Annotated in this window: 1 protein-coding gene; it reads right to left on the bottom strand. The window is 39.5% G+C overall.

The features are described 5' to 3' along the window. Positions 1–306 precede the first annotated feature (306 nt). The gene (locus KDK18_RS01560; RefSeq protein ID WP_257252695.1) at positions 307–2,712 is read right to left on the bottom strand and encodes an autotransporter outer membrane beta-barrel domain-containing protein; all 2,406 of its coding nucleotides are present in this window, start codon (positions 2,710–2,712) and stop codon (positions 307–309) included. Positions 2,713–3,061 lie beyond the last annotated feature (349 nt).

A 3,061-nucleotide genomic window follows, 5' to 3' on the forward strand; every position in this document is an offset into this window, starting at 1 on the left:
CCTAAATTCACAATAGCCAGGCATTTAATAGATAAATAATATTATACAATCATATTTTTAAAGAATAACAATTAAACGCTCCGTGCAAAATCTAAACAGTCAGAAAATACTGTCGAACCAATAGTAAACAGCACGCAGTCGTCTGAGTCCAATGTGAAGGATTGGCAATCAAACCAAACATGGGACTGATAAAACCATTGCAACGATCTACCTTGAGAGGATTCAATAATCAGAATAAATAAGCCAGATTAAGCCCAGCACGATAATCATGCCCCTCCGATCTAATGGTATAACTTGCATCAGTACCTAGATTAAACCTCCGCGACTTTCCTTAATAGCACCTTGATCAAGGTAGGTGTAGTTAAACCCAAATATTGAAGCCAACAGTAAGCTGTCAGACTGTTTAAATACATCTTCAACTTGAATGCCCAGGGTGAGAAGAGTTTGCTTGTATTGTGATTCAGAAGCGCTTGTGCTTTGCCCACTTGTATTGATATTAGCTCTTTTGGATTCAAAGTCATTCTGGGACAGAAACATCATGGTGTTCATTCTATATCTTGAGTTAAATTGCCAGTTAAAATAGCTGCCTACTAGCCAGCTATCAGCGTTGAACTTTTGATTGATATGATCGTGCTCTTTTAATTCGGGATTTCCTGTGCCTACAAAAAAACCAAGAGTCTGTTGGCTTTGATTGAAAGCGTCTAAACCAAGAAGCAATAAACTTTGACTGTATTCATAATTCCCAGTTTTTCCTGAGTCCCCATCGACTTTACCGTTGGTGTTTAATGTAGAAAGCCATAAACGTTTTTTGGTATCAGGGTTAATCACTTGGGTAAGGTTGCGTGAGGTGATTTTACTCAAGCCATTATCAAAGACGGCGTTAGCAACCAAACTGTTAAATTCAAGAGCAACACTCATATTAGAGGCATAAGCTTCAGGGTTATTATTAGAAGCCATATTAGCTAAATCCAAGCCAGTCAGCCCTTGAAAAAAACTATTGTTTTCAAGCTGTTTTTCTGAAGGGGCTTGAGTGCCGGTTAAGCCCGTAACTTTTTCGATATACTGAGCAGCAGCCAATTGTTTATTTTTTGAAGCTCCATTAACTGCTTTTGTATCAATCCTAGCTATGGTTTCTGTGGCTTGTTGAACGGTTTTTACACCAAACTCTACAGTGACATCAGTATCTGTGATTGTGGTTTTAGATGTGTCTACCTCTATAAAGGGATTAAAGCTTTGGGGGTCTTCATTTATCTGAGTCTCGGTCAAAGATGATAGTCCTGAACCAGCTCTTAAAACGGTAAACCGTTTGCCATGAAGAAATTCATCAGGTGAAGCATTTGTTTGCAGGTTATATAGACCGATTGTGGTCGTTTTATTTACATTGATTTTTGAGTTAGCTATGACGCTGTCGTGAGTCAGGCCTTCTTTTGGGATAGCACTTAAAGTCGGATCTAATTCAATGGAAATTTTAGTATTTGAAAAATCAAGTGTGCCTGACCCATTGACATATAAAACACCTATGCCGTTATCGCCAGGGGCTAATTGAATGATTCTATATACAGTGCTATTGCCTAACTCAATACGCCCTGCGCCGGCAATCCTGTTAATTGCACGGGTATTGCCTCCCTGGCTGACATTGAGAGTGGTGCCATCGTTGATATAGAGCCAACCCGAATTGCTAAGGTTGGCGCTGCCTATCAAGCTTAAAGTGCCTTCTTCAATATGAATATCACCACGAAAACTGCTGTTAATTCCCGCTAAACTGACATTGGATGTCCCTTTTTTAATAATTTTCCCGTCACCATTGAACTCAGCGCCTGATACAGTGCCGTCAAAACTTTGATTAAAGATCAGCGTGCCACCAATATCGACTCTGCTGCCATAAATAAAAGGCTTTGTGGTGATCTCTAATGTACTGCCCCGGTTCACTTCAATATATTCAAAACCATCTGTGAAACCTATGGTGCCACCAGTTCCAGCATTTCTAATATCACCTGTAAATGTCCACTTTCCTGGGCCGTCGATATGTAAACTTTCTATGGGCTTGCCATTAGAAGTAACGAAATCGCCATTATAGACATAATTGTCATTATCTTTTGTGTGTATATATAAGCTCCCTTGCTCGAAATCCCTTTTAGGGCCAAAGTTATTCATGACGGTTTCACCTTCACCTGTAATAGCCCTTAATGACATGTAGTAACCAGTTATATTCGATGTGTTGTAATCAATTTGTAAGGCTGAGTCATTTTCAATATTAATAATGGCGTTATCATAATGAAATCGAGGTGTTGAAGAGCTATTATTGAAGCTGACAAGCTCTAATTTACCTTTGTTTATAATGTTGACGTCACCTTCGATAGTAGATCCAAATTCAGAACCAATGATAAACAGACCATTGCTGGAGTCATTGCCATTAACGGTCAGGCCACCAAAAATATATGTGTTCATATAAAGCAATTGAATGGGTGATTTGGTGATATTAACGGTGAGGCCACTGCTATAGTCAAATGTTCTTATTTGTTCGCCGTTTATAACACAAGTGTCTGCAACCCCGTCATTACGGCTGTTTAAGATCGTATCATCAGGCGTTGTAGGAAAATTTCTGAAGTCTTGATTTTTGCCATTATTAACTTCACAAGCTGTGTCAGCAAGGGCGTGATTACAAAGTAAGCTTAAGACAAGCAGAACGGTACACATGTGTCGTTTGATCATAGTCACTCAACTAAATCATGTTTAGTGCCTGCACGTAGCATAGACTAAGGAACTTGAGAGTGAGGTCTGAACCACTCGACAGTTTCATGCTTACGTTAAATCAGAGCACTTTTCAGGGAATATCTTCGGGATCTATAGGATTTTTTATCGCTCTTGTGGCCCCTGTGCAGATGAATCCTGTGCTGCCCATCTCATGTGATCGACGCTGATAACGTTATTTTTGGGCTCGCTGCTTACAAGAGCTTCAGAGGTGTCTGTTTTTGGTCTGGACAACTGGAAATGTAAACCATTGCCTAAACCCATAAAACAAATTCTCTTTTTCAGGTATCCTTAAGCACTCATTTTGTAA

The organism is Endozoicomonas sp. SESOKO3, from assembly GCF_024606255.1.

What these genes read in the sequence shown, in the direction of transcription:
- KDK18_RS01560 (WP_257252695.1), bottom strand. Translation starts at nt 2,712, where the DNA reads ATGATCAAACGACACATGTGTACCGTTCTGCTTGTCTTAAGCTTACTT.